The sequence below is a fragment of the uncultured Tateyamaria sp. genome (assembly GCF_947494755.1).
Lineage (GTDB): Bacteria > Pseudomonadota > Alphaproteobacteria > Rhodobacterales > Rhodobacteraceae > Tateyamaria.
On the sequence record NZ_CANLVZ010000046.1, the window covers coordinates 1 to 860 of the forward strand.

The window sequence follows — 860 nt, forward strand, 5'->3', positions numbered from 1 at the left end:
CGAAGAGCATGGCTGCGAATTTCCGACCAACCGGCTTTGCCAGGTTCTGAACGTCAGTGCTCGTGGCCTGCGCGCCTATCGCAGCCGACCCGCCAGTCAAAGGCAACGAGCCGACATGGTTGTCCTTGCCCATATCAAGGAACAATCCCGTCTTAGCCTGGGCAGCTACGGTCGTCCAAGGATGACCGAAGAGCTGAAGGAGCTTAGCCTGAATGTTGGGCACCGCCGTGTCGGTCGGCTGATGCGCGAGAATGGCATCCGCGTCGAACGGTCCAGGAAATACAGGGTAACGACCGACAGCAACCACGCCTTCAACATTGCGCCGAACCTGCTGAACCGGAACTTCCACGCAGATCACCCGAACCAGAAATGGGCAGGGGATATTAGCTATGTCTGGACGCGCGAAGGTTGGCTGTATCTAGCTGTGATCTTGGACCTGCATTCTCGGCGTGTTATCGGATGGGCCGTATTGAACCGTATGAAGCGCGACTTGGCGATCCGGGCATTGAAGATGGCTGTGGCGCTAAGGCAGCCACCCAAAGGCTGCATCCACCACACGGATCGCGGAAGCCAATACTGTTCTCACGATTACCAGAAGCTCCTGCGCCAGCATGGGTTCGAAGCGTCGATGAGCGGGAAAGAAAACTGCTATGACAACGCAGCCGTTGAAACCTTCTTCAAAACCATCAAGGCTGAACTGATCTGGCGGCGGTCATGGGACACCCGCAGACAGGCTGAGATGGCGATCTTCAGATACATCAATGGCTTCTACAATCCACGGCGACGACACTCAGCACTGGGCTGGAAAAGCCCTGTCGCTTTCGAACGGAAAGTGGCCTAAACGAGCACTTGGGGCGGCA

Annotated in this window: 1 protein-coding gene; it reads left to right on the forward strand. The window is 56.7% G+C overall.

Annotation, left to right across the window (positions count from 1 at the left end; genetic code table 11):
- Positions 1 to 841, forward strand: an 841-nt coding sequence (locus tag Q0908_RS20300) for an IS3 family transposase (protein WP_299289113.1), incomplete at its 5' end; no start/stop codon positions are given.
- Positions 842 to 860 lie beyond the last annotated feature (19 nt).